We start from the raw sequence: 22,132 nt of genomic DNA on the forward strand, positions 1-22,132 counted from the left end.
CTGATAATCAAAATTTTACATAAATAAAAACGCCGTCAAAATGGTCTTCATTACTTATACAAATCAAAAAAAGCCAGAGAATTCTGGCTTTTTTTGATTTGTAAATACTTTACTTTAAGCATTTACTGAATTATTTCATGTTGTGATACACGTTCTGAACGTCGTCATCTTCTTCCAAACGGTCGATAAGTTTTTCAACATCAGCCATTTGTTCTTCGGTAAGTTCTTTGGTATCGTTTGGAATTCTTTCAAAGTCAGCTCCTAATAATTCAAAACCTTTTTCTTCTAAGAATTTTTGAATTGCACCAAAAGCAGTAAACTCACCGTAAATGTTGATTTGGTTTGTTTCTAAATCCAAGAAGATTTCGTCTGCACCATAATCAATCAATTCTAATTCTAATTCTTCAACATCAATATTGGCTGTTTTAGCGATTTTGAACACACATTTACGTTCAAAGATAAAATCCAACATGCCTGTTGTACCAACACTTCCACCACATTTAGTAAAGTGACTTCTGATATTGGCAATCGAGCGATTGGTATTATCGGTAGTACATTCCACTAAAATCGCTACTCCGTGTGCGGCATATCCTTCGTAAACAATTTCTTTATAGTCTTCTTGCTCTTTTGAAGACGCTTTTTTGATAGCACGTTCAACATTATCTTTTGGCATGTTTACTGCCTTGGCATTCTGGATAATGGCACGTAAGCGTGAATTTGAATGAGGGTCTGGACCGCCCGCTTTTACTGCTATGACAATATCTTTACCAATTTTGGTAAATGTTTTTGCCATTTGTCCCCATCGCTTAAACTTTCTTGCTTTACGAAATTCAAATGCTCTTCCCATTTCTATTGTTAATTGTTTGGCTAATTTCTTTTTGAGGTTGCAAAGTTAGGAATTATTGTGTTTTTAAGCAATGAAGTTTCATTTTGTCATTACACAAAAAAAGCTCATGGAATCCATGAGCTTTACTGAATGTTAAAGTATATTTTTTTCTACCAACCGTCGTCAGCTTTAGGTTTTACGTTAGCTGATGATTTTTTGACCGCTTTTGGTGCTGAAGTTGTAGGAGTACTTGCCACTGATGCCCCCGAACCTTTGAGTTGTCCGTTCAAATCTGTACGGCTGAATACTCTGCTAACGATTTTCCAGTCGTTACCAAATTTCAACATACTCAATAAATCAACGTATTTGAATTCACCAAAACGAAGTTCAACCGTTGCTAAAGCCGAAATACCGATATAAGAATACGAAATCAATTTTGTTGAACCTCCGTTACTCTGAATACCCCCAGCTGGCATAGTTGAGATAAATTTTGCCACTGGTATATCTTGCAAAGTACCAGTATTGGTATTTACACTTCTTAGCAGAGCCGTTGGATGAAAAGCAAGGTTCAAACGGGCTGCATCTCCATTCAAAACGCCATCAAGATAATTGTTGATACAAACTTTGATTGCTTCATCTTCTGTTTGAGCTTTTACCGAGAAAGTCAGACTAAGAATAAAACAAGATAAACTGAGAAGTATTCTTGAAATTTTCATGTGTTTAATTTATTTGTCTTAATAAAGTAAATGACTCAATTATTTGTGTTAAAATACTGAATAACTGCATTTTATATCCATCACCCAACACGCATCATTCGTCATTTTCAATTAGAAGGTTTTATCCTTCTAAAATTAGTTTTTTTTTATGATTTAACGATGAATTCTTTGTTTTTATTATCGAATTTAACACGCTTACTCAGTCTCAAGCTCTTCTGGCAAACCTTCGCCACTCATAAAATACCATGCTCTTTCTGGATATAAAATCGACTGTGCCACTTTTACTCTTGCCAAAGCATGATTTGATACATTTTGTAAAATAATTATCGACGAATTATCACGATTGTTGTGCATATAATAATTCTTGAAACCATGCCACCAACCTGTGTGAAATGTTAGCCATGAACCATCGTCTAATAGTTGTAATCGCCAACCATAGCCATAATTTTTGGTAATTAAATTTTTGAATGAGTGTGCTGGACGGAATGCCTCTTCGAGGGTTGACATTTTCACTAATTTTTCGTTATTCAAAGCCATATCCCATTTGTACAAATCTTCAACGGTTGAATAAATACCTTTATCACCCACAACACCATCAAGATGGTCGAAGGGTACTTGCCAAAAACCTCTACGACGTGGCGTGTAGCCAACAGCCGCCGAAGCAACTAATTCTGGTTTATTAGGGTCATACACAAAACTTCTTGACATTCCTGCTGGGGCAAAAAGGTGTTTTTGAGCATAATCTCTGAAAGACATTCCCGAAAGTTTTTCTACAATATAAGCCAGTAAAGCATAGTTTGAATTATTATAATTAAACCTGCTATTCGGATTATAATTGATGCCGGGTTTGTAGCGAGCAAACAAATCTACAATTTGCCCGTTGGTCATGGCTACTTTTTTATCAATAATTCTATCCAAGCAATATACATAATTCGGAATTCCAGACGAATGCGTAAGTAAACTTTTGATAGTGATACTTGGGTCGTAGGGGAAATTCGGAATGTATTTATACACTGGGTCGTCGTAGTTAATCAGACCTTTCTCATGCAATTGCATAATCGCAACAGCCGTAAACTGTTTTGATACCGAAGCCAACTGAAATTGTGTTTGTGTAGTATTGGTATCTTTCTTACTAAAGCTTGCAAAACCAAATGCTTTTTTGTAAATCACTTTGCCGTACTGCGATACCAGCACAGCACCATTAAAACCATTCAGTTTATGAAGTTTTTTAAAAAAAGTATCTAATTTAACCGCCTTTCTGCTGGCAACTTTAGGGTCAAAAAGTTTAGCAATGCTATCATTTCTTGAAGCCACTTTGGTCGATATTTCTTCTCCGAGTTTTTTGGGTTGGTGCGAACAAGCCAAAATCACAAAGCCTGAAAAGAAACAACTCAGTACAATTTGTTTTGTAAATTTCAAAAGTATCACGTTTTATAAAAGGATTATATAATAAAAAGAGTGGTCGATTCTGATGGCAATTTACTGCTTGAATTTGAAATTTGCCAATCTCATCTTTAAATTGGATTGTATTTTTAACATTTTTTCAATCAATTCGCTCAATGTCAAAAAAGTATAAAATTCAACATAAAAATTTAGGTACTTCGCCCGGTACACTGCAATACATTGGCAAAAATGTTTCTTTTGATACCAAAATTTCATGGACATCCTACAATTTTGACGATTATCACATCAATAAAATTTCAAATTTATTTGAACATACTTTTGATTTACAGCCCAATAAAACGCATTGGCTCAACGTGGACGGTATTCACGAACCCAAGCTTATAGCTACCATCGGTAATTTGTTCAATCTTCACCCATTGATGTTGGAGGATGTTTTGAATACACATCAAAAACCAAAGTTAGAATACTACAACGACGAAAAGCTGTTTATTACTATCAAAATGATTAATTACAATGCTCAAACTCGTGAGGCTGAACTCGAACATTTGAGCTTTGTGCTGGGCGATTGTTTTGTGATTTCCTTCCAAGAAGAAAGAACCTCAGACATTTTTGAACCAATTTTGGAACGAATAAAAGCTTCGGCTGGCAAAACTCGTAAAAACGGAGCAGACTATTTGTTGTATGCTTTACTTGATTTGGTGGTGGATAATTACTTTAGTGTTATCGAGAAATTTTCTGAAAACCTCGAAATACTCGAAGAAAATATTATTCAAAACCCTACGCCTACTTCCTTAAACGAATTGTACAGTTTGAAACGTGAACTTACGCTTATCCGAAAAGCGATTTTTCCACTCAGAGATTTACTAAGAGATATACTTCGTGATGAAAGTTCGCTAATCTCGCCAAATACCAACCTTTATCTTCGTGATGTACTCGACCACATCATGCAAGTACTCGAAACCGTAGATTCTTATCGTGAACTCAGTGCTTCCTTAATGGATTTGTACCTTTCGCAAGTAAGTAATCGTATGAATAACGTCATGAAAGTACTTACTGTTATATCGGTTATCTTTATTCCGCTCACTTTTGTGGCAGGCATTTATGGCATGAATTTCGACAATATGCCAGAACTTCATTGGCGATACGGTTATTATGTCGTGTGGATTATTATGATTACATTAGTAATTGTGATGTTACTTTGGTTTAAACGCAAAAACTGGCTTTGAATTGAAAAAAAAGTTTTTAGAGCAAAATACTTATTATTAAAACCAATATTTGAGTAAAAATATCATTTTTCTGAAAAATGAATTTAATTTAAAACCACTAATTCAAAATTTTACATTTTTTTAGAGACAAGTACTTCAACTATGATGCACAACTTGTAAAAGTGCAATAAAAAAATAGTTTATTTCAATAAAATATTTTTTTCAGTAATTGAAGTTTCAAAATGGGGTCATTTTTTCAAAAAAAATGATTTTTTCAGAAAAATAGATTTAAAAATACTACTTGAGACCAATAAAAATGATAAAAAAGCCCAAAACAGCCTTTGTAGAAACTTTTGGCAATAATTCTATACGAAGCTAACCACTTGGTTTTTAACGAGTTTTGTATAAAATTTGCATAGTATTGTACATCAATACATTTTCAAATCAGACAAGAATCGTTTAAATAATATTGAGTATGGGAGCTTTATTGAGTTCTATTTTATTAATCTCAGGTGTACACGGAGTGTACGAAGGAGTACCACCAGTAGTAATGGCTGGATTTATTATCGTATCAGGAGCATTGATTTTCTTAGGTGTTTTTATAAGTCAGAAGCGTCGTCATTGGTTTCAGCGTTCGGTACTTACCAACGGCGAAGTAGTTGAAGTAAGCAAACGTTATGAACGTAGCGACAAACTTGGTCAAAGTCCTATTTTCTTCCCAGTTGTTTCTTTCAATGTAAATGGAAGACAATTCAAGATTGAGGCAGACAAAGGAATGTCGATGTTGAGCCAAGTTGGACAAACGATGAAAGTAAGATACAATCCAGAAAACCCTTACGATTCAGCTTTGGGCGAAAGAAATATTCCTGGAATCAATCCAAATGTATTTTACATTTTAGGAATTGTTCTTTTAGCAGTAAGTACAATGTTAATGTTTAAATAGTCAAATTTTTTTTTTAGAAATATCCAAAAGCAATAAAAAAGGCATGAATTATAAAGTTCATGCCTTTTTTATTGCTTTTTTTTGCAAAGTTTTGCTTATAATATTTCTACATTCTTATTTTTGAAGCCTGCCAAAAGACTGTCGGAAGGATGAAGACTGGTAATAAGATAGTCTAATCTTGAAAAATCGCAGACTTTATAATTTTCTTCTCGGTTGATTTTTTCTTCAATTACGCAAGTCACAATCTTTCTGGAAATACTCATCATTTTTTGTTTCAGCAATGATTCTTCATAATGACGAATAGCCAAGCCCAATTCGGGATTGATGCTATTTGTTCCCATAAAATACAAATCTGCGTGAATGTGTTCTAAATCTTGAACGGTTTTAGAGCCGATGGTAATTTGGTAGCGTTTATAAAAAGAACCGCCAAGTAAAATAATATCCACTTTTGGGTGTTCTGCCAATGCCGTTGCCAAGTGTGGATTGTTAGTCACCACCGTAAGTTCCATATTTTTAGGGATTTGTTCGGCAATGTAAAAATTCGTTGTGCCGCCATCCATCAAAATAATTTTATGATTTTCAATCAGCTTCAAGGCTTTTTTGGCAATGGTAACAAATTCTGTATTGACAATTCCTAAGCCTTTACTCGCTTTGATGGACAAATAAGAGTGTGCGATAGCTCCGCCGTGTACTTTTTTCAGAAGGCCTCTATCTTCTAATTCTATGATGTCTCTTCTCACAGAATCGTAAGAAACATTTAGCATTTGTCCTAAATCCACCAAGGTAACTTTTTTGTCAGTACCCAGTTTTTCTAATATTATTTGTTGTCGTTCTTCTTTGAGCATACACTTGAAAGGTCATTATGGTTATAATAAAATTGATACTGCAAATATTTGCAAAAAAATTTGCATAATTAAATAAAGTTTGCATAAATTTGTACAAGCATTATTAACCATTTTTATCTTTTTTATAAACAAACAAATATTGAACATTATTTTTTAATCATATAGTAGCGTAAAATTGAGTTTGATTAAAATTGTGTTTTGAAAGGTTGAAAATTAAAGGGTGCAGGACGGAGTTTCTTGCACTTTTTTTTCTTTTTTTTAGAGCTGATAAAAAACTCTTTTTACTCTCTCGCTGACACTTGTAAGTATTTCATAAGGAATTGTATTAATCTTTTTAGCCAATTCAATGATTGTCAATTCCTTATTAAATACAATTACTTCCTCTCCTTCTTGTACGTGTGGCACATCGGTAACATCTACCATCGTCATATCCATACACACATTTCCCACTACTTTACATCTTGTACCATTTATCAATACTTCGCCTACGCCTCGGCTGAAACGTCTATCAAAACCATCTGCATAACCAATGGCAATCGTTGCCGTTTTTGTATCTCTGCTCAAAGCTCCTTTTCTACCATAACCTACTGTATCAGAAGACTTTATATGTTTAATTTGAGAAATTACCGTTTTCAAAGTACCCACCATTTGTAAATTTACTTGGTCCTCTTCTTGTGCAGCTACACCATATAAACCAATGCCCAAACGAACCATATCAAGACGAGCTTCTGGAAAGCGAGCTATACCTGCTGAATTCGCCAAATGGCGTGAAGGTACATAGCCTAAAGCTTCTGAAATCTGATTTGCCATCTCAGTAAAAATACTTACCTGATGCAAAGTGAAATCATCATAAACAGATTCGTCGGCGGCAGCTAAATGACTAAAAATGGTTGAAACCCATAAATTAGGATTTGACTGTAAGTAATCCAACAAAGTTGGTAAATCGTCTTGCTCAAAACCCAAACGGTGCATACCCGTATCTATTTTCAAATGAATCTTTGAACTAAGATTACGATTATCAATATACTCCGAAAATTCTTTTAGCATCCGTAAACTATAAATTTCTGGTTCGAGCGAATAAGCCAGTAATTGCTCAAAATCGTTTGGTGAGGGATTCATCACCATAATTGGCAAATAAACGCCGTTTTGTCTGAGAGCTACGCCTTCGTCGGTATAGGCAACAGCGAGGTAATCTACGCCATGAAATTGAAGTAAATTGGCTACTTCTGTACTGCCTGCCCCATAAGCAAAAGCTTTTACCATCACCATCATTTTTACTTGCTGACCAATCTTGTCACGGTAGTAATTGAGGTTATTGGTAATGGCATCTAAATTGATTTCTAAAATCGTTCCATGTGTTTTTTGCACCAAACGATTTACGATTTGCTCAAAACCGTACTTTCTTGCCCCTTTTATTAAAATACTTGAATTGTGTAATTGTTTCGGCATAGAGCTTTCTAAAAACTCTTGTGTGTTTTTAAAGAACTTTACTTCTGCCGAAGGTTTTACTGAGCTTGCACTAAAGTAAGCTTTGTTTCTTGAAATTACATCGCCAATACCTATGAAAAGCGATAGTTGTCGCTCACGCACCAAATGAGCAATTTGTTTATACAACTCCTTTTCGGGTATTCCTGTTTCTAATAAATCACTTAAAATAAGTACTTTTTGTGGTCTTTGTTTTTGCTGACCTAAAAAATTAAGAGCAATCGTTAAACCTGCTAAATCATTATTATAAGTATCGTCAATCAAGTAATTTCCATTGATTCCCTGCTTCATTTCCAGACGCATCGAAACAGGACGAAGTGTTTGTAAACGAGCTTGTATATCGGTAGAATTATATCCTAAATGCCACAAAGTAAGAATACAGTGAATGGCATTTTCGATAGAGGCTTCGTCGGTGAATGGAATATCAAAAGTAGTTGGAAATCTTTCCGTTTCAGGCGATACATTTTGAAGAGCCAATGAAACTTTTGTATTATCAATTTCCACTTCCCAGTCTGCTCGAATAGCCGTTTCGGCTACTCTTCCCCAACTGATAATTTTACATTCAGGATTAATCGCTCTTAATTCTTCTTCTACAATTTCGTCGATTTCAGTATAATCGGCACAGTAAATAAAAGTTTTAGCATTTTTAAAAAGCTTAATTTTCTCTCTTATTTTTTGTGTATTATCCTTAAAAAACTCGTTGTGAGCCGTACCAATATTGGTAAAAATACCAATAGTAGGCTGTACTACTCTTTCTAAATTTTCCATTTCGTTGGGCTTAGAAACCCCAACTTCAAAAATACCAAGATTATGACTTTCATTGATTTGCCAAACAGAAAGTGGCACACCAATCTGTGAATTATAACTTTTTGGGCTTTTAACTACCTTGAAACGGTTACTTAACAATTGTGCAAGCCATTCTTTCACGATTGTTTTACCATTACTTCCGGTTACGCTAATGACTGGCAAAGTAAAAAGTTCACGATGGCTTTTCGCTACTTCTTGCATGGCAAGAATACTGTTTTCCACTTTCCAGACTTTTGCGTCTTGAAAATGACTTAATACTTTTTGAATTTTACTACTCAAAGCATTTTCTTCTACCACAAATTCCCGAACACCTTTACGATAAAGGTCTTCCAAAAACTGGTGTCCATCATGATGTAAACCTTTGATAGCAAAGAAAATAGAGCGTTGTGGAGAGGATAGCTGGCGGCTATCATTCAATAGATATTGAGCAGTTGTATGGATGGGTAATGTCTGAAAATCCACGATTGTTTTTATTAAGAATTTCTTCAAAGATAGACACAAAAAAGGCGATACAAAAATGGTATCGCCTTCATCATTTTTTATTTATTGTAAGCTATTGAAGAGCCGCTACACCTGGTAATACTTTACCTTCCATGTATTCTAATAAAGCTCCACCGCCTGTTGAAACATAAGAAACTCGGTCGCCATAACCTGCGTTATTTACTGCCGAAGCTGAGTCGCCACCACCGATTAACGAGAACGCACCGTTTTCTTCAGTAGCTTTTACTACTGCATCAGCGATAGCGTTTGTTCCTTTGGCAAATGTTGGGAATTCAAATACGCCCATTGGGCCGTTCCACAATACAGTTTTAGATACTTCGATAATTTTCTTGAAGTTTTCAACTGTTTCAGGACCGATGTCTAAACCTTCCCAACCATCTGGAATTTCGCCTTGTGCAGCGATTAAAGTATTCGCATCATTCGAGAACTTGTCAGCACATAAATTATCAACTGGCATATAAACATTTACACCTTTTTCAGCCGCTTTTACTAAAATTTCTTTTGCTAATTCTACTTTATCTGGTTCGCAGATTGATTTACCAATTTTTCCGCCTTGTGCCAAAACGAAAGTGTAAGTCATTCCACCACCAATAATCAAGTTATCAACTTTATCTAATAAACGCTCGATGATTAAGATTTTATCAGATACTTTTGAACCACCCATGATTGCTGTAAACGGACGGTCTGAATGTTCTAATACTCTTTGTGCGTTTTCGATTTCTGCTTGCATTACAAAGCCACAAATTCTGTCTTCAAAGAATTGACCGATTACAGCCGTAGAAGAGTGAGCACGGTGAGCCGTTCCGAATGCGTCATTTACCCAAACATCTCCTAATTTTGAAAGTTTCTCCGCAAACTCGACATTTCCTTTTTCTTCTTCTTTGTAAAAACGAAGGTTTTCTAATAATAAAATTTCTCCGCCTTGTAATGTAGATGCCAAATCAAGAGCTGACTGACCAATACAATCATCAGCAAATTTCACTGGACGGCCAAATACTACTGAAAGTGGATTCACAAGGTGTTTTAATGAATACTTCTCAGTTGGACCATCTTTCGGACGACCTAAGTGAGACATTAAAACCACTGAACCACCATCATTCAAAATTTTAGTGATAGTAGGAATTGTAGCTTTGATACGAGTATCATCAGTAATCTCATAACGTTCGTTAAGAGGCACGTTGAAGTCCACTCGAATTAAGGCACGTTTGCCAGCAAAATTGTAAGAATTGACAGTTTTCATGGATAATTAAATTATGTAATTTATGTTTATAGCAAAATAATATTCCGATAATACTAACAATTGCAAAATATTAAACGCTTTGGTTTGTTTTTTGGCAATTTGTATTTTTCTCTTGAAAAATCCTACAAAAAGAAATTTCTTGATTTTGATTTCATCAAGCAAATATACATTTTTCATACTCATTCACGAAAAAAGTCAATGAATTGAGTATTTTTTCTTATAAAATCTCTTAAATTTTATGTTTTTTATTTTAATCTTAATATTCTCCGCCTGCACCACCGCCACCGCTTGTTCCTCCGCCAAATCTAAAGGTTTTTTCATCGGTGTCCAGTTTGGTCTGAATAATTTCCGACAAAAGAATACTTTCAAGACTGATACCATCTCGCTCGCTTTCTGGATTGTAAGTAAAACCAAACTTGGGCGTTTTTAGATAATAAATCAAACCTGCACAAACCACTATCAATAAAGTACCGCTGATAATCAGAGCGATTTCGGTAGGTAAAAAACCGAAGTAATGGCGATAAGTAAAAACTGAAAAAGCCGCACATAATAAACCCATGAATAAGAGTAATCTGTCTTTCTTTTTCAATCCGCCCACAACATACAAAATGGGAATCATCACACTGAAAAAATAGAAAAGCGGTGCAAAAGCTATTTGCGTAGAACCTGTGTAAATCTTATTAACCAAAGCGTTGCCTTCACGCACGATAAAGTAATTTCCTCCTAAATAGAAAGTAGTCAGCGATAGTGTTTTTAGAATATCCAGCACATTAGCATAATAAAGTACATCTTTTCTTTTTCTAAGTTTTTCCGATAATCTGTAAATCCCAAAAGAAAACAGCATAATGATAAAAGGCAAAAGAGTTTTCCCTGCTGAAAATGAAAGCGAAGCATCAAAAACAATTGTCAAGGAAATTATATAAGTCCCGCAAACCGTAAGGGAATCGGCATAACGAACAATGGCTATGAGAAAAACTGGTAAAATCAATAATAAAGCAAGCCAAGTAGGCAAATGTTGAGCATCAAAAGCAGTAAGAATTGCCGTTGAAAAAGAAGCGATTCCATAATACAATAAGGCGTTGTCTGTACCCGCATAAAACATTTTTTGATACTTGATAAAATGCTCAAGCACAGCCACCAATCCCACACCAAAAGCAAAAGAAAGGATTGAAAGCGTTAAAGTTGGACTTTGCTGAATGGCTTTCTCGAAAATCAACCAAAGAATAGCAATCGAAAAAGTACAAACCAAAGACATAAACAAAAACAGAGCAATCCGTAGAAAAAAATTGGGCTGATAATAATCCAAAGGAAATTCTTTTTTAATGGCATCTAATTGTGTTTGGGGCAATAATCCTTTTTCAAACCAATTTTCGGCTTTTTCTTGTAAAAAAGTATGCTCAATATCTTTTTGTTGATAGGCTTTCATGTACTTATTTTTTGATTTTAAGAATATGTTTCAATTTGGTCAACAAGGTTATAACTCCAATGCCAGAACCGATAAAGTAATAGGCGGTAATCCAAAAAGTAATGTCATTCATTGGCATAATATCAAAAAACACCTTTGTAAAGACGATATAAGCGAACAAAACGCCCATTAAAAAAAACAAGTAGGATTGTTTCTTTTGAGCATAAAATATTAATCCATAACTAATTAGCCATACTACAAAAGCATAAAAGTAGGGAATTGTACTATTAAAAACGCCTGTCAAAGCGGCTATCAAAGCCAAGTTACTTCCCATCAAAAGATAACTAAATGCAAAGTGTTTCTTGAGATTTTTGTATTCTGAAAGCAAAGCAATCGCCGATAGGAATAAACCCAAAGCAATTGCTGTAAGGATAAATTGTGAAGTAGTGAAATCATTTTTACTAAAAGCCGAAAATGGAGCAATAGAAACCCCAACCCACGAAGCCAAAGCCGTAATTGCCATAGAAAGTACACCACGATGGTCGAAAAAATAGGCACAGAAAAAGAATAACACCGCAGGAATAAAAGTAACGAGTCCGTATTTTTCTCCAAAAAATTGATACTGATATTGTAAATATCCTTCTAAAGTAAGGAAACTCAAGCAAGCCAACAAAAGCGAAAAGTCTGATAAGGTATTGGTATTTTTTACTTCTAACCAAGAAAACGCACTTCTTTTCCAAAACGCCAAAGTAAAAGAAATAAGTACCAAAAACGAAATCGCAGCGACAATAACACTGTGTGCCAAAGAATCAATATTTTGGTAAATCACCACACCCAAACCACTACTCAATAAAAGAATGCCTAAATACAAAAGCAAACGTAGTTCGTAGTGTAGGGAAAAGAGTTTTGTGTTTTCGTAACTCTCAATAACATATTTTGTATTCTCCTCAATATGTTTTTTTTCTTCAAGCTTATTCAGAATATCTGATATATCCATAATTAGTGGTTTCTAAAATATATATTTTCACTTACCTTCATTTAAAATTTTGAAATGACTCTATATTCACAATTCCGTTTCCTGATAGGTATTTCGCTATTGTACTTGAGCTAAGTAATCTCTTTTTCAAGAATACTAATCACTCTTTTTCTATTTTATTGTCTTTGTCTCATTATGGTCTTTCTAACGAACTTTAAAAATTACACACTCAACAGGTGTAAGAATATAATTTCGTCAATTTAATGAATTATTATCTTTATGCTAATTAAAAGACTTATTTTAACTCTAACATTTGTATATATTTCAGAATTGAGCTTTTCACAAAAATGTGGTATCGTTTCAGATAATCACACAAAAGCTGGTATCGCTTATGCTACAATTTCACACATTAATAAATCCAGTGGTTCAATTTCTGATGCAAAAGGTCAATTCTGTATTCAAACCCAGTTGTCAAACAGTAATACTGATAGCATTATTGTTTCAGCTTTAGGTTATGAACAAAGACTACTTTCTTTAAATGATTTTTTGAAATCTGATACCGTATTTCTTCGTGAAAAGAATGTCCTTTTAGAAGAAGTAAGGGTAAAATCAAGAAAAAATAAAACGATTGACTATGGTACTTTTCATAAAAGATGGATTTTGTATCAAGCTTCTTACAATCCAAATTCAAGTACTTTAACAGCCGTCAGGGTCGAAAACTATGATAATATAGAAGGTATCATTACGAATCTCCATTATAGACTAAGTCCAAAAAAATCTGAATTTATTAAAAAATATAGGCTAAGATGTAGGCTATTTAAAAATGGTGAAGATAATAAACCTTCAGAAGACATTTTGAACGATAACATTATAGTGGAAGCTACACCAGAAGACAAATTTATCAATGTTGACATTACTTCTCATAATGTTTCTTTGCATGATAAATACGTATGGATTGGTATTCAAACGATAGGATATATTGATAAAAATGATGAGTATTTTGCTATTTCAGACTATCAATTTGGAAAATCATTTTATAAAAAGAATGATGCAAAAAAGGTTGAAAAAATCATGTTAATAAGTCCATCATATATGATGTCTAAAGATGGAGTGGCAAAATCAAAACATTTATGGAGTAAATCTTGGTCAGAGATACCCCCTTCAAAATATAATGTACCTCTTTTTGGTATTACTATTTCTTATTAGAAAATTAGGTCAGAAGTCAGCATCCTACTTTGGTAAATTTTACTTTCCTACCTTTGTAATCTAAAATGCTTACAAAGATGGCTTTTGAAAAAATAGAACTTCCTCCAAAATATTATTTAGAATATTTTCAGTACTTGCTGAATTTCGTTCAGAAAAAATATCAGCATATTTTAAACGAAGCTGAACAACAATTCTTAGCGAATTTTGAAGCTTTGAGTGAAGACGAAAAATGCCTTTTTATTCGCTTTGCTAATCGTACTGGTTCTTTTTTCAGAACCGAAAAACTAAAATATGCTGAAATAGAAAATATTCCAGAAGTACTAAAGTCTTTGATGGACAAGGGTTTTGTAGAAGCACTTAGTTCACAACACGCCAAACACGCTTTTGAAGTATTAGATATTTTTAGCAAAACTGAGTTGATAGCTTTGGCAAAAATGCTCAATCTGGAAACTCGTGGAAAGGCTTCTTTGAAAAAAGAAGAAGTATTAGACTGGCTTATGGAAGTAGGCGACTGGGAAGAAGTACTGATTTTATTGAATGAGAATGATTTTTCAGAAATCCACGATTTGCCTCATTCACTTATCAAAGTTAGCTTTGAAGAAGAAGTACAATTGCTAAAATTTCTATTTTTCGGTACTCGTCATGGCGATATGTCGGAGTTTGTGACTCGTGATTTGGGCTATCAATCTTATGAAAAGTACGATGAAGATAAAATGGTGGCATATTTCCAAACTCGCCAAGAGGTTGAAGACAAACTAAAGGTAAGTTTAGCAAGAGAAGATTTTTATTTGATGCAAGAAGCCAAGATTGAGTACCGAGAGATTTTCAACTGGTTTATGGATTGGAGCGAAACGCACGGGAAAGAACTTTCGGAAATTGCGATGCCGACTTACGAACGTTTTACCTTGAAAGTGGCGACTTATTTAGAAAGACAAAAGGCATTAGACGAAGCCCTGACAGTGTTTAGACTGACAGAACAATCGCCTTCAAGAGAACGACAAGTACGGATTTTGGATAAACTCAAAAACAAAGAAGAAGCAAAAGCACTTTGTGAACAGATTTTAGCCGAGCCACAAAATGCCGACGAACATTTTTTTGCGGAAGATTACCTCAATCGCTTGGAGGCACAATTACAAAAAAAGAAATCTAAAAAAGCCATTACACAGCATTTGCATGGTTCAGAATCTATATCCATTGATTTGATTTGGAAACGAAAAGTAGAAATGGGAGTAATTGATTATTATGAACAAAAAGGCAAAAAAGCCACTTTTACCGAAAATTACCTTTGGCGAAGTTTGTTTGGTTTACTTTTTTGGGACATTATTTTTGATACTGATACGCTTTCAATTCATCATCCTTTACAGCGTTCGCCTTCGGATTTATTCAAACCTACTTTCTTTGAAAAACGCAAAGAACGCATGGAAGAACGCTTACAAATCTTAGAAGACTTCGATGCCACAACGGTTTATTTTCATAATATTTTCTTTGAAAAGTATGGCATCACCAATCCATTGGTAGATTGGGACGGCGGACTTTTCCCTTTGATTTTGAAACTTTTAGAAAAATTATCAGCAGAACAAATCGCTGCAATTATGCTGGAAATGGCAAAAAATCTTCGTGAAAACATACGAGGCTTTCCAGATTTATTGATGTGGGACGATGGCGAATATTGCTTTGTAGAAGTAAAGTCTCCGACCGATAGTTTGTCGAATCAGCAACTCTACTGGCAACGCTTTTTCGAGCGAATCAATGTACGAGCAAAGGTACTGCGAGTAGAATGGACGAAGCCCAATTTAGACGAGTTTTTATAATTTCAGACAGAATTTTACCCGACTAAAGGCTAAATTTTGCACTTTTCCAATAAAATTCACGGCTGCTATATATAGAATGACATCATTTTAGATTATTCAAAGAATGTGTATTTAACATTTGGATAATTAAAATTTAATCTCTAAATTCATAATAAGAAAACGCTCAAGAGATATAAAAATCCTGTTCCGATAATAGGATTTTTATTAAAAAAATGGAGAGTTCTTTGTTTGTGCATATTGTTTTATTTTGTGGTGCTTGGTGTGTTTATTTTGTTTGATGTTTGAATGTTAGAAAGGTTGAGTATAGCATCCACAAGACCCAAAACGATATTTGCAAAGGAAGAACTTCTCCAATGAGCAAAAAGCTCTTGAAGACCGTTTCTTTAAATATTGTTTAACTTTAAACACCGAGTGCGTATGAAATTACAAGTGCATTCAATTCACTTCGATGCTGACATGAAGCTGTTGGAGTTTATCCAGTCTAAACTTAATAAACTGGATACGTTTTATGACCGAATTACTGGTGGTGAGGTATTTCTCAAATTAGATAAAGGAGATACCAAAAAAATCAAAAGTAAAATGTTAGAAGTTAAAATCAATTTGCCGGGGGCTACACTCTTTGTGAAAGAACAAGGAAAAACTTTTGAAGAAGCAATGGACATTGCTATCGAGGCATTAAAAATTCAACTAAAACGATTTAAAGAGAAAATCCAAGACAAGGCCAATCCGACAAGAAATGTACTGGTGTCGATGGCAATGGAAAGTTAATATAATAGTGTTTGTGCAAATTGCAACCAAAGGGAACTTCAATTGAAGTTCCCTTTTTTGTGACCTATTCTTTCAGATAAAAGTATTTTGGTAAAACTGAAACACAAAACAAAAAGGAGAAGCGATTAAGCCTCTCCTTTTTGTTTTGTATCAAATCAAGAATTATAAACCGAATTTTGCTTTTACAGCATCTACGTAGTCTAATTTCTCCCAAGTGAAAAGTTCTACTTCTTTTTCAAAAACAACGCCATCTGGCCCTTTGAAAGACTTCTTAACGATTTCGTTGGTACGTCCCATGTGTCCGTAAGCGGCTGTTTCTGAGTAAATCGGGTTACGTAATTTCAAACGTTGTTCAATCGCATAAGGACGCATATCGAAGATTTCTTCTACTTTACGAGCGATTTCCCCATCTGTTAAATCTACCTTGCTTGTTCCATAAGTATTTACAAAAATACCACAAGGTTCAGCCACACCAATCGCATAAGAAACTTGAACTAATACTTCGTCAGCTAAACCAGCAGCCACTAAGTTTTTCGCCACGTGACGAGTTGCATAAGCAGCCGAACGGTCCACTTTTGAAGGGTCTTTTCCAGAGAAAGCACCTCCACCATGAGCACCTTTTCCGCCATAAGTATCTACAATAATCTTACGACCTGTCAAACCTGTATCTCCGTGTGGGCCACCGATTACAAATTTTCCAGTTGGGTTAATGTGATAAGTAATATCACCATCGAATAAACCTTGTAATGCTGGTTTACATTTCGCTTTTACTCTTGGAATTACGATATTGATTACGTCTTCTTTGATTTTTGCCAACATCGTTTCGTCATCTGCAAATTCATCGTGCTGCGTAGAAACAACGATTGTATCAATTCTTTGAGGAACGTTATCGTCGGAGTACTCAATCGTTACTTGTGATTTTGCATCTGGACGAAGGTAATTAATCAATTCTGGTTCGTTATTACGAATTGCCGACATTTCTTTTAAGATTTGGTGAGCCAAATCCAAAGCCAAAGGCATATAATTATCAGTTTCTTTGGTAGCATAACCAAACATCATTCCTTGGTCACCAGCACCCTGAGCATTCGCTTTTGATTCAAAATCATCATCTGCCACTACTCTATCAACGCCCTGATTAATATCGGCAGATTGGTCGTGAATCGCTGAAATGATTCCACAAGAATTTGCCTCAAACATATATTCAGACTTAGTATATCCGATTTTGCGAATAACATCACGAGCAATACTCTGAACGTCAAGATAAGTATTTGTTTTTACTTCACCTGCCAACACTACTAAACCCGTAGTTACGAGCGTTTCACAAGCTACTTTTGAAGAAGGGTCAAACGCCATAAAGTTATCTATGAGTGCGTCTGAGATTTGGTCTGCAACTTTGTCTGGGTGTCCTTCCGATACCGACTCAGAGGTGAAAAGATATGCCATTATAAATATTTTATATTTTTGTGAATCAATCAAAGCACAAATTTATCACTAATATTTTTATTTGACAATTTGGCTTATAGAATGCTGTGTTTATAGATAAATTATCTAAAAAAAATACCTATTTTAATGACAATATCTTTAAATGTATCAATTCTACTAAAATATTATGCCGAAAAGTACTACAATTTAATAGAGTTTTGAAAGCAAAACGCCCTTTGCCCCCAACATAAACGGAATAGAAGGAACACTCTGCATCAAAGCTATATCTTGCCAAAAGCTGGTATCTTCATCTAAAAACTTCAAGACATCCGCTGGACGATTGTGTTTGAAAAGACTTGTAAAAATTTCATCCGCAGGCATTCGCTTATGCAACATCACATTCAGCAGTACACTATCCAATAGAGCTTTCCAAGTACTTGTGCCAAAATTCCCAAGTGTTTTCAGGTTTTGTGGCTGTTCTAAGTCCTTCACCAATCTTTGCAAAAACCGCTGTGTTCGCTGAAAACTGTATCCGGTAGAAGCCTTTACGTAGCCACCAGCCGTACCGATTCGCATCACTTTGGGCATAGGCGAAATCAGTTGTGGCTCGTCCGACATCGGAATTACGCCTTTTTCAACCTCCTCTATCCGATATGATTCTATCTTTAAAACCTCTCGGATATATTGCTTGAGTTGCACATCGTAGTCCTCATCTTTCAATAAATTATCCGAAAAAATCGTAAACTCAATCAAAGCTTTTGTTTCAGAATGTGGCAATACATACACAAATCTACATTCATTTTGTTGCTCGATTCTAAAATCAAAAAGCGTAGGCTGGGCAGGCTGAAAGCTGGGTTTGTCACTTTCAATCACCCAACCTTTGAAATGTTGCAGCATATTATGGTAATTGGGTTGATTAAATTTCGATACCGAAACACTATCAAACACCCATTGTTCAGCCATAAAAAGCCCTTGATTAGTCTGTACTTCTGCTACATTATTTTCGCTTTTGATTGCCAAAACATCCGCTTGCAAAAAAGTAATATTCGGATTTTGCTTTAATAAAGGAATGACAAATTGATAAAAATCTTCTCCACGAAGCATTTTATAAGCGTATTCCTCAATGGCTAAAAACTGAGCAAAATCTTGATGACCATAAAACCAAAGCCCATTCCACTGTCTATAAATAATTTCTTCAAAAGTACCTCTCCCCTGTTCCCAAAAACACCAAGTATGATCGTTGGCAGATTTTATCTCACGGTCGATAATCAAAATAGATTGATTTTTCAGCGTACTTTGATTGAGATAAAAAGCCAAAGAAAGCCCAGCCATACCGCCACCAGCGATGATATATTGATAAGTATTAGGAAGATTTGCGTGCATAGTTTAGCAAAGAAAACAACAATTTAATCAAATAGCCCGAAAAACAGTCTATCCTATTCAACGCCAAAAGGGAAATCTTGTTTAAAAATTTGTAGCTACGGCTTTTAAGGCTTGGGGCATGAGATATTTTAATCGTAAAGCTTCATCAAATGCTCATCTTGTTTGATGGAACGGGCATAAAGTAAAATGTAAGAGGCATATTGTTAGATACAATGCTCGTAAAGTAAAAATGAATAAGCATAAAGTAAGATAAAATAGGCTCAACGCTAAAGTGAATGAGCATAAAGTAAAATGAAATAGGCTCAACGCTAAAGTGAATGGGCATAAAGTAAGATGAAAAAGGCTTATCACTAAATGCAAGTGGCATATATCAAGATTAATAGGCTTAACGCTAAACTAAATAAGGATAACGCTTGATAGAAGTATTTATGGTTTAGTGTGTTTTTGTTGCATTTCGCATTTTGTATTGTTACAACTTCAACAATACAAAAAAGTGTACTACGCATTTTGTATTGTTGAAAAACAGATTTTCAAGAAAATAAATATGCAACTTACTAAAAATCAGTAAATTAAAAAATTCAAAGAATTGATTTATAGCTTTATTTGTAACAATTGTTTAATTTTAGAAAAAACAGCAAACATTCGTATATTTACGAGTTATGTGCAACCCTAAGAACGACCCTGCGAACTCGAACTGACTGACAGAATTTATTGTCAGTTATTTTTTGGAAAAAGTATTTTAGCATTTGCTTAAATAAGAAAGTTTGTTACCTTTGCTTTATGGAAGACTTAATTTGTATTAGACAACAGGCGGACACTAAACAGATTTATCGCTGTAAGGACAGAGTTTCAGAACTTAATGGCACTTTTGACACTTTATCAAGTGGACTAGAATTGGCGGGCAATAATGTAAGACTAAAAATCTTGTTTTTGCTTTATGAAGAAAATCGACTTTGCGTCTGTGATTTGAGCGACATTTTGGGAATGACAATTTCAGCCATTTCTCAACATTTACGAAAATTGAAAGACCGAAAACTTATCCAATCGGAGAAAGAAGGGCAGACAATTTTTTACTCATTGACAAAGGAATATGAAAAAATGTTAAAACCATTTTTCAAAATACTTAACGACAACAAAATTTTAGAAACAATATGAAAACAGACAACAAACTCATTAATGCAGGACTTTTGACAGCAATTGCTTCGTCTTTGTGTTGCATTACGCCAGTTTTGGCAATTGTTGCAGGTTCAAGCGGACTTGCCTCTACTTTTTCGTGGCTCGACCCTTTTCGTCCCTATCTAATTAGTCTATCAGTTTTGGTTCTTGGCTTTGCTTGGTATCAAAAACTTAAACCTCAACAAAAAATTGACTGTAATTGCGAAACAACTCAAAAAACAAATTTTATGCAAACGAAAACATTTTTAGGCATCGTAACTTTAATGTCGATACTACTTTTATCATTCCCAAATTATGCTCATATCTTTTTTCCGAAGACTGAGAGTAAAGCAATAGTTACCCTAACTTCTGAAATTCAGAATGTAGAATTTACAATAAAAGGAATGACTTGTTCGGGTTGCGAACACCACGTAAAAACAGAAATTAACAAACTAAAAGGCATTGTAGAAGTAGTGGTTTCTTATGCCAAAGGCAACGCCATTGTGAAGTTTGACAGCAATCAAACAAGCATAGAAGAAATTGAAAAAGCCATCAACTCGACAGGCTATAAATCTTTAAAAAGTAAAATAATATCATAATGGACACCATATTAATATCAGAAATCACTTGTCCAAACTGCGGACACAAGAAAACAGAAGAAATGCCAACCAATGCTTGTCAATACTTTTATGAGTGTGAAAATTGTAAGACAACTCTAAAACCTTTGCAGGGCGACTGTTGTGTTTATTGCAGTTATGGAACTGTGCCTTGCCCACCAATTCAGGCACGGACAAATTGCTGTAAATAAATAACTTAACTGACGAAAAGAAGGGCAGCACATAACAGGGGTTTGGCAAAATGGGGGCAGAAGGAAGTAATTGAACATTTGTAATTCTATTAAACTTTTGTACTAAATTTGAGCTGACGTCTTTCAAATTCCCCCACTTCGCCAAGCCCTAATCCGTTAGCGGTCAGGCAAGGACGGCACCAACGTAAAACAATTTGACAAATGAATGGAGCAAATACGACAATATTTTGAACACCCTTGCTGTTCCAAGTTTAAGAACTTGGAATAAAAAATAAAATGCAGTCTCAGACTGCAAAACAAGTAAAACAAATACTACCATGGGTTTTGCCTATAAAATAAACAACCCAAGAGGAACATATTTTATCACCTTTGCCACTGTTCAATGGGTTGATGCTTTCACCAGAAAGCGTTACGTTGATATTGTGTTAGAGAGTATAAGGTATTGTCAAAAAGAAAAAGGGTTAAGGATTCATGCTTAGTGTATTATGTCTAATCATGTCCATTTGATTGCTTCAACGCTTCACCCAAAACCTACTTTATCCGATATTTTGCGAGACCTTAAAAAATTTACTTCTAATAAAATCTTAGAAGCTATTCAAGATGAACAAGAAATAGAATTAGAAAAGGTTGGATGCTATGGTTATTTAAAAGTGCTGGAGAGCGTAATCCTAACAATACATTTTTCCAATTCTGGCGACAAGACAATCATCCAGAGGAGATTTTCTCAGCAAAATTTATGGAAAGTAAATTAGATTATATTCATAATAATCCTGTAAAAGCTGGCTTAGTAGAAGAACCTTGGGAGTATTTACTTTCGTCTGCAAGGGATTATATGACAAATAGAAAAGGATTATTAGAGATTGATTTTGTTTGAAATAGCTCGCAGTCGGAGACTGCATTTTATTGAGCGTTCCAAGTTTTTAAACTTGGAACAGCAATGGACTCTCTAAGAGCAACAACTTTCTTTCGTATAATAATCACAGAAACAAATAACTAAACTAACATGAAAAGAGTAACAGCAATCGGTGGTGTATTCTTTAAGAGTAAAGACCCGAAAAAAATTACAGAATGGTATCAAAAACACCTTGGATTAGACACTAATCCTTATGGTGCTAATTTGAATTAAGGTTTTAGTTCTTTCTTCTTTTGCCCTTTAGCTTTCCTTCACTTTCAATTTAGCACTTCCCTTTTTAGTGATTTTTGTAAAACCGTATTCAATTATTTTA

The 22,132-nt window shown here is 34.6% G+C and carries 20 protein-coding genes; 10 read left to right on the forward strand and 10 right to left on the reverse strand.

The genetic code is table 11. From position 1 onward, the window contains the following. Positions 1-130: 130 nt before the first annotated feature. The 3 genes from VB248_RS09540 to VB248_RS09550 all read right to left on the reverse strand — a co-directional run bounded on the left by VB248_RS09540 (position 131) and on the right by VB248_RS09550 (position 2,961). Positions 131-847 carry a YebC/PmpR family DNA-binding transcriptional regulator gene (locus tag VB248_RS09540; RefSeq protein ID WP_323296540.1) on the reverse strand — a complete coding sequence of 239 codons (717 nt, stop codon included), beginning with the start codon at positions 845-847 and terminating at the stop codon, positions 131-133. Between the two features lie 149 nt (positions 848-996). After that, positions 997-1,542 carry a nuclear transport factor 2 family protein gene (locus tag VB248_RS09545; protein WP_323296541.1) on the reverse strand — a complete coding sequence of 182 codons (546 nt, stop codon included), beginning with the start codon at positions 1,540-1,542 and terminating at the stop codon, positions 997-999. Positions 1,543-1,737: 195 nt separating this feature from the next. Further along, a complete protein-coding gene (locus VB248_RS09550; RefSeq protein ID WP_323296542.1) occupies positions 1,738-2,961 on the reverse strand; it encodes a serine hydrolase domain-containing protein in 1,224 nt (407 codons plus the stop codon). A 140-nt stretch (positions 2,962-3,101) separates the two neighbouring features. Between VB248_RS09550 and corA the strand changes: the two genes are divergently transcribed. Both corA and VB248_RS09560 read left to right on the forward strand, forming a co-directional pair. Beyond that, the gene (gene corA, locus VB248_RS09555; protein WP_323296543.1) at positions 3,102-4,172 is read left to right on the forward strand and encodes a magnesium/cobalt transporter CorA; all 1,071 of its coding nucleotides are present in this window, start codon (positions 3,102-3,104) and stop codon (positions 4,170-4,172) included. A 454-nt stretch (positions 4,173-4,626) separates the two neighbouring features. Further along, positions 4,627-5,094, forward strand: a complete 468-nt coding sequence (locus VB248_RS09560; protein WP_323296544.1) for a DUF3592 domain-containing protein — start codon at positions 4,627-4,629, stop codon at positions 5,092-5,094. Positions 5,095-5,189: 95 nt separating this feature from the next. Here the strand turns inward: VB248_RS09560 and VB248_RS09565 are convergent, their stop codons facing one another. The 5 genes from VB248_RS09565 to VB248_RS09585 all read right to left on the reverse strand — a co-directional run bounded on the left by VB248_RS09565 (position 5,190) and on the right by VB248_RS09585 (position 12,374). After that, the gene (locus tag VB248_RS09565) at positions 5,190-5,939 is read right to left on the reverse strand and encodes a DeoR/GlpR family DNA-binding transcription regulator (RefSeq protein WP_323296545.1); all 750 of its coding nucleotides are present in this window, start codon (positions 5,937-5,939) and stop codon (positions 5,190-5,192) included. 258 nt (positions 5,940-6,197) lie between these two features. Continuing rightward, positions 6,198-8,693, reverse strand: coding sequence for a bifunctional UDP-N-acetylmuramoyl-tripeptide:D-alanyl-D-alanine ligase/alanine racemase (locus VB248_RS09570; protein WP_323296546.1), 2,496 nt, complete (start codon positions 8,691-8,693; stop codon positions 6,198-6,200). Between the two features lie 91 nt (positions 8,694-8,784). Further along, on the reverse strand, positions 8,785-9,972 hold the full coding sequence (locus VB248_RS09575; protein WP_323296547.1) for a phosphoglycerate kinase: 1,188 nt from the start codon (positions 9,970-9,972) through the stop codon (positions 8,785-8,787). 256 nt (positions 9,973-10,228) lie between these two features. Continuing rightward, complete coding sequence (locus VB248_RS09580) at positions 10,229-11,398, reverse strand: hypothetical protein (RefSeq protein WP_323296548.1); 1,170 nt, start codon at positions 11,396-11,398, stop codon at positions 10,229-10,231. A 4-nt stretch (positions 11,399-11,402) separates the two neighbouring features. Beyond that, on the reverse strand, positions 11,403-12,374 hold the full coding sequence (locus VB248_RS09585) for a DUF2157 domain-containing protein (RefSeq protein ID WP_323296549.1): 972 nt from the start codon (positions 12,372-12,374) through the stop codon (positions 11,403-11,405). Positions 12,375-12,632: 258 nt separating this feature from the next. Between VB248_RS09585 and VB248_RS09590 the strand changes: the two genes are divergently transcribed. From VB248_RS09590 to VB248_RS09600, 3 genes are all read left to right on the forward strand, one after another. Further along, on the forward strand, positions 12,633-13,559 hold the full coding sequence (locus tag VB248_RS09590; RefSeq protein WP_323296550.1) for a carboxypeptidase-like regulatory domain-containing protein: 927 nt from the start codon (positions 12,633-12,635) through the stop codon (positions 13,557-13,559). Between the two features lie 77 nt (positions 13,560-13,636). Continuing rightward, positions 13,637-15,370 (forward strand): VRR-NUC domain-containing protein, encoded by a 1,734-nt coding sequence (locus tag VB248_RS09595; protein WP_323296551.1) that lies wholly within the window; start codon positions 13,637-13,639, stop codon positions 15,368-15,370. A 417-nt stretch (positions 15,371-15,787) separates the two neighbouring features. After that, positions 15,788-16,138 carry an HPF/RaiA family ribosome-associated protein gene (locus tag VB248_RS09600; protein WP_323296552.1) on the forward strand — a complete coding sequence of 117 codons (351 nt, stop codon included), beginning with the start codon at positions 15,788-15,790 and terminating at the stop codon, positions 16,136-16,138. 162 nt (positions 16,139-16,300) lie between these two features. Here VB248_RS09600 and metK read toward each other — a convergent pair whose 3' ends face one another. Together metK and VB248_RS09610 are read right to left on the reverse strand one after the other, a co-directional pair. Beyond that, on the reverse strand, positions 16,301-17,581 hold the full coding sequence (gene metK, locus VB248_RS09605; RefSeq protein WP_323296553.1) for a methionine adenosyltransferase: 1,281 nt from the start codon (positions 17,579-17,581) through the stop codon (positions 16,301-16,303). A 186-nt stretch (positions 17,582-17,767) separates the two neighbouring features. Continuing rightward, positions 17,768-18,943 carry a lycopene cyclase family protein gene (locus VB248_RS09610; protein ID WP_323296554.1) on the reverse strand — a complete coding sequence of 392 codons (1,176 nt, stop codon included), beginning with the start codon at positions 18,941-18,943 and terminating at the stop codon, positions 17,768-17,770. Positions 18,944-19,723: 780 nt separating this feature from the next. On the opposite strand from VB248_RS09610, the gene VB248_RS09615 reads away from it, so the two are divergent. The 5 genes from VB248_RS09615 (at position 19,724) to VB248_RS09635 (ending at position 22,032) form a co-directional block, all read left to right on the forward strand. Next, complete coding sequence (locus VB248_RS09615; RefSeq protein ID WP_323296555.1) at positions 19,724-20,098, forward strand: ArsR/SmtB family transcription factor; 375 nt, start codon at positions 19,724-19,726, stop codon at positions 20,096-20,098. Next, positions 20,095-20,697 carry a mercuric transport protein MerTP gene (gene merTP, locus VB248_RS09620; RefSeq protein WP_323296556.1) on the forward strand — a complete coding sequence of 201 codons (603 nt, stop codon included), beginning with the start codon at positions 20,095-20,097 and terminating at the stop codon, positions 20,695-20,697. Before VB248_RS09615 ends, merTP begins: the two co-directional genes overlap by 4 nt. Next, positions 20,697-20,906 carry a GDCCVxC domain-containing (seleno)protein gene (locus VB248_RS09625; protein WP_323296557.1) on the forward strand — a complete coding sequence of 70 codons (210 nt, stop codon included), beginning with the start codon at positions 20,697-20,699 and terminating at the stop codon, positions 20,904-20,906. Before merTP ends, VB248_RS09625 begins: the two co-directional genes overlap by 1 nt. Before the next feature lie 631 nt (positions 20,907-21,537). Then, the gene (locus VB248_RS09630) at positions 21,538-21,780 is read left to right on the forward strand and encodes a hypothetical protein (protein ID WP_323296558.1); all 243 of its coding nucleotides are present in this window, start codon (positions 21,538-21,540) and stop codon (positions 21,778-21,780) included. Positions 21,781-21,909: 129 nt separating this feature from the next. Then, positions 21,910-22,032 carry a hypothetical protein gene (locus tag VB248_RS09635; RefSeq protein ID WP_323296559.1) on the forward strand — a complete coding sequence of 41 codons (123 nt, stop codon included), beginning with the start codon at positions 21,910-21,912 and terminating at the stop codon, positions 22,030-22,032. The last annotated feature ends 100 nt before the right edge of the window (positions 22,033-22,132 follow it).

The sequence above is a fragment of the Arcicella rigui genome (genome assembly GCF_034929435.1).
In the GTDB taxonomy this organism is placed as follows: domain Bacteria; phylum Bacteroidota; class Bacteroidia; order Cytophagales; family Spirosomataceae; genus Arcicella; species Arcicella rigui.

Bases quoted from the DNA above. Each gene is read 5' to 3' on its own strand.
- VB248_RS09540 (WP_323296540.1), bottom strand. From the start codon at position 847: ATGGGAAGAGCATTTGAATTTCGTAAAGCAAGAAAGTTTAAGCGATGG.
- VB248_RS09545 (WP_323296541.1), bottom strand. From the start codon at position 1,542: ATGAAAATTTCAAGAATACTTCTCAGTTTATCTTGTTTTATTCTTAGT.
- corA (WP_323296543.1), top strand. From the start codon at position 3,102: ATGTCAAAAAAGTATAAAATTCAACATAAAAATTTAGGTACTTCGCCC.
- VB248_RS09560 (WP_323296544.1), top strand. From the start codon at position 4,627: ATGGGAGCTTTATTGAGTTCTATTTTATTAATCTCAGGTGTACACGGA.
- VB248_RS09565 (WP_323296545.1), bottom strand. From the start codon at position 5,939: ATGCTCAAAGAAGAACGACAACAAATAATATTAGAAAAACTGGGTACT.
- VB248_RS09575 (WP_323296547.1), bottom strand. From the start codon at position 9,972: ATGAAAACTGTCAATTCTTACAATTTTGCTGGCAAACGTGCCTTAATT.
- VB248_RS09580 (WP_323296548.1), bottom strand. From the start codon at position 11,398: ATGAAAGCCTATCAACAAAAAGATATTGAGCATACTTTTTTACAAGAA.
- VB248_RS09585 (WP_323296549.1), bottom strand. From the start codon at position 12,374: ATGGATATATCAGATATTCTGAATAAGCTTGAAGAAAAAAAACATATT.
- VB248_RS09590 (WP_323296550.1), top strand. From the start codon at position 12,633: ATGCTAATTAAAAGACTTATTTTAACTCTAACATTTGTATATATTTCA.
- VB248_RS09595 (WP_323296551.1), top strand. From the start codon at position 13,637: ATGGCTTTTGAAAAAATAGAACTTCCTCCAAAATATTATTTAGAATAT.
- VB248_RS09600 (WP_323296552.1), top strand. From the start codon at position 15,788: ATGAAATTACAAGTGCATTCAATTCACTTCGATGCTGACATGAAGCTG.
- metK (WP_323296553.1), bottom strand. From the start codon at position 17,581: ATGGCATATCTTTTCACCTCTGAGTCGGTATCGGAAGGACACCCAGAC.
- VB248_RS09610 (WP_323296554.1), bottom strand. From the start codon at position 18,943: ATGCACGCAAATCTTCCTAATACTTATCAATATATCATCGCTGGTGGC.
- VB248_RS09615 (WP_323296555.1), top strand. From the start codon at position 19,724: ATGGAAGACTTAATTTGTATTAGACAACAGGCGGACACTAAACAGATT.
- merTP (WP_323296556.1), top strand. From the start codon at position 20,095: ATGAAAACAGACAACAAACTCATTAATGCAGGACTTTTGACAGCAATT.
- VB248_RS09625 (WP_323296557.1), top strand. From the start codon at position 20,697: ATGGACACCATATTAATATCAGAAATCACTTGTCCAAACTGCGGACAC.
- VB248_RS09630 (WP_323296558.1), top strand. From the start codon at position 21,538: ATGCTATGGTTATTTAAAAGTGCTGGAGAGCGTAATCCTAACAATACA.
- VB248_RS09635 (WP_323296559.1), top strand. From the start codon at position 21,910: ATGAAAAGAGTAACAGCAATCGGTGGTGTATTCTTTAAGAGTAAAGAC.